The sequence below is a fragment of the Pseudorhodoplanes sp. genome, from assembly GCF_046289595.1.
Classification (GTDB): Bacteria; Pseudomonadota; Alphaproteobacteria; order Rhizobiales; family Xanthobacteraceae; genus Pseudorhodoplanes.
This window is the reverse complement of record NZ_JBKBVB010000212.1, coordinates 1-3,443: the sequence shown is the minus strand read 5'-3', so window position 1 is coordinate 3,443 and position 3,443 is coordinate 1. Positions and strand designations below refer to the sequence as shown.

The 3,443-nt window shown below is 63.3% G+C and carries 3 protein-coding genes; 1 reads left to right on the top strand and 2 read right to left on the bottom strand.

Annotated elements, in window-relative coordinates:
• Positions 1–793: radical SAM protein (locus ACK41X_RS23105; RefSeq protein ID WP_409728570.1), on the top strand; the 793-nt coding region annotated here is incomplete at its 5' end.
• A 277-nt stretch (positions 794–1,070) separates the two neighbouring features.
• Here ACK41X_RS23105 and ACK41X_RS23100 read toward each other — a convergent pair.
• Both ACK41X_RS23100 and ACK41X_RS23095 read right to left on the bottom strand, forming a co-directional pair.
• Positions 1,071–2,282 carry an ArgE/DapE family deacylase gene (locus ACK41X_RS23100; protein WP_409728567.1) on the bottom strand — a complete coding sequence of 404 codons (1,212 nt, stop codon included), beginning with the start codon at positions 2,280–2,282 and terminating at the stop codon, positions 1,071–1,073.
• A gap of 16 nt (positions 2,283–2,298) precedes the next feature.
• Positions 2,299–3,443, bottom strand: a 1,145-nt coding sequence (locus tag ACK41X_RS23095; RefSeq protein ID WP_409728563.1) for a Zn-dependent hydrolase, incomplete at its 5' end; no start/stop codon positions are given.

The window sequence follows — 3,443 nt, the reverse complement described above, 5'->3', positions numbered from 1 at the left end:
CCTGGTCGCGGCCGGCGTCAAGGAACTGCTGGTGATCTCGCAGGACACCTCGGCCTACGGGGTCGATACGAAATATGCCGTCAGCACTTGGAAGGATCGCGAGGTGCAGGCGAAGTTCGTTCCGCTGGCGCGCGAGCTTGGCGAACTCGGCGTCTGGGTGCGGCTGCATTATGTGTACCCCTACCCCCATGTCGACGATGTCATCCCGCTGATGGCGGAGGGCAAGGTGCTGCCTTATCTCGACATTCCGTTCCAGCATGCGAGCCCGGATGTGCTCAAGCGGATGAAGCGTCCGGCGGCGCAGGAAAAGACTCTCGAATGCATCGCGCGCTGGCGCGAGGTCTGCCCCGATCTGACGATCCGCTCTACCTTCATCGTCGGCTTTCCGGGAGAGACCGATTCCGACTTCCAGTTCCTGCTCGACTGGCTCGACGAAGCCGCACTCGATCGTGTCGGGTGCTTCAAATACGAGCCGGTGGACGGCGCATCATCAAACGCACTCGATGGTGCTGTTCCGCCGGAAGTGAAAGAGGAACGCTGGCACCGCTTCATGAAGAAGCAGCAGGCGATTTCTGCGCGGCGCCTGAAGCGCAAGGTTGGATCGCGCCAGCAGGTGCTGATCGACGAAATCACCCCGCAGGGTGGCAAAGGCCGCAGCAAGGCCGACGCGCCGGAGATCGACGGTGCGGTTCATGTGACGAGCCGCCGCCCGCTGCGGGTCGGCGAATTCGCCCAAGTGAAAATCGATCGCGCCGACGCATACGATCTGTTCGGCAGCGCGGTCGGTTTCTGATCGGCACCGGCCATTTCCGACTGCGCGTTCAACAGAATGTGAGTTTTGCAACCGCGCGAGTCAGCCGAAGGTCCGCCCGCCTCACTGTCGAGGGGGTTTTGGGGACTTGAAATGAAATACCTGCTGCTTGCGCTTTCCGCTATTGTGTTTCTGAGCACCGTCGTTCCGGCCGACGCGCAGCGCTGCCCACCTGGTACGCGCTATTATTGCGAAGGATCGAAATGCCGCTGCGTCTGAGCGGTGTTACCCGGCCCGCCTCGCGCGGGCCGGTGCTGTTTCAGGCTTTGAGCAAGTCCCGCAAACTCGCTTCGACGATCTTGGTCGCGGCCTTCAGGTCCGACAGCTTGATGTGTTCGTTGGCCGAATGGGCATTGGCCTCGAGGATTGAGCGCGGACCCGCGCCATACAGCACCGTTGGGATTCCCGCCGCACTGTAGTGTCGCGCATCCGTGTAAAGCGGCACACCGGTTTCCGGAATTGGAGTCTTCAATTCGCGCTTGGCGTGGCGCTGAATAGTCTCGACCACCCGTTTCACGCCGGGTCCCGGTTTCAATGGCTCGGCGAACAATATCCGACGGCATGTGATCTTTATGCCTTTCCCGGCTCCTGCGCGCTTGACCAACGCGATCAATTCGCGCTCCACCCTGGTGCCCTTCTCTTCCGGGATCAGGCGGCGGTCGACCCGCATCACGATGCGGTCCGGCACCACATTGGTGTTGATGCCGCCCGCGATGAGGCCGACCGTGATCTTCGGGGAACCGATCCCGCGCAGCTTTGACTTGATCCGGGTGAGGCGTTTCCGCTCTTTGTAGATCGCGGCAAGGATTCTGGTCGCGGCTTCGAGCGCATCGGCACCGCTTTCCGGCATGGCCGCATGCGCCTGCCTGCCGCTGACGGTAATTTCCAGATGCAGCACGCCGTTATGCGCGGTCACGACGGCATAGGAAAAGCCCGCGGAGAATGCGATGTCCGGCGTGGTCAGCTTCTGCTTCAACAGCCAGTCCGGACCGGTATGGCCGCCAATTTCCTCGTCATAGGTCAGGTGCAACTCCACCGTGCCGTCGAGACCTAGCGGATTGTCCTTCAGTGCCAGCAGTGCGAAGGCGTAGGTCGCAAAGTCGGACTTCGACACCGCAGCGCCGCGGCCATAGATGGCGCCACCCTTTTCCACCGCGCCGTAGGGGTCGTGGGTCCAGCCCTCGCCCGGCGGCACCACGTCGCCATGCGCATTCATCGCAATCACCGGCCCCCTGCCGCTGCCGAAAGTCTCGCGCACGATCAGATTGGTGGCCGACACCATGCCGTGCTGCTTTACAATGCCGTCCGGCACCGTATGCCGTGCGACCGCAAAGCCCAGTCCTTCGAGCAATCGCGCCGCCTCCTCGGCGTGGTGCGCGCAATCGCCGGGCGGATTGTCGGACGGCACCCGCACCAGCGCTTTGAGAAAGTCGACTTCGCGCGGAAAATTGGCGTCGATGAAGTCGCCCATGCTGCGCCCCAGTTTGCTACTTTGCCGCTGCCTTGCCCGCCAGTCCCTCGATGAAGCGTACCAGCGCCGCGACGCTCAGTCCCATATCCGCCTCGCTCGCGAATTCCGCCGGATTGTGACTGATGCCATCCCTGCAACGCACGAACAGCATCGCCATCGGACAGAGTTTCGCCATCATCTGCGCGTCGTGCCCGGCGCCCGACGGCAGGCGGATTGCAGGATAGCCGAGCGATCCGATCGCCTCTGCCATCGCGTCCTGCAGAGACGGCGTGCAGGCCGTGGTGTCGGTCTCGTGGAACGGCTCGAAGGCGAATTCCAGTCTGCGCCTCACACCGATGCGCTGAGCATCGGCCTTGACCAGCTCGATGGCGGCCTTGCGCTTGTCGTCCGACGACGAGCGGAACTCCAGCGAGAAGCCGACCCGGCCGGGGATCACATTGGTTGCACCGGGCGACGCCTCGATGCGACCGACGGTCGCCACCATGCCATTGTCGGCATTCTCGAGCGCGGTCCGTTCGATCAGCAGCATCAATTCCGCCGCGCCCATCAGCGCATCGTGCCGCATCGGCATCGGCACCGTCCCGGCATGTCCCGCCTCGCCGAGCACAATCACACGCATCCGGCTCTGCCCGACGATTCCGGTGACGACGCCGAGCGGCAGGTCTTGCGCCTCCAGCACCGGGCCCTGTTCGATATGGACTTCGACAAAGGCAACGACATCTGCGGGGTCATAGGCTGCGGCCGGAATATCGGCGACGCTGTGCCCATAGGCCTCGATCGCATCGGCGAGAGAGATCCCATTGCGGTCCGGGAAGGCGAGCGACGAGCGGTCGAACGCGCCGGCGCAGGCCGACGAGCCTGCCAGTGTGGTGCGAAAACGCGAGCCCTCCTCATCGCCGAAGGCCAGCACATCGATACCGAAGGGTAGATCGATGTTTCGTTTCGCAAGCTCGTGGACAGCCAGAATGCCAGCAACGACCCCGAGCGGGCCATCGTATTTGCCGGCATCGATCACGGTATCGATATGCGATCCGATCAAGAGGCGCTTCTTTTTCTCGGGATGCCAGTGTCCGCGCACAGTACCGAGCGCGTCTTCGGTCACGGTCATCCCGGCCGCGCGCATCCACGCGCCGATCAGGTCGGCTGCCTTGCGGTGTTCGG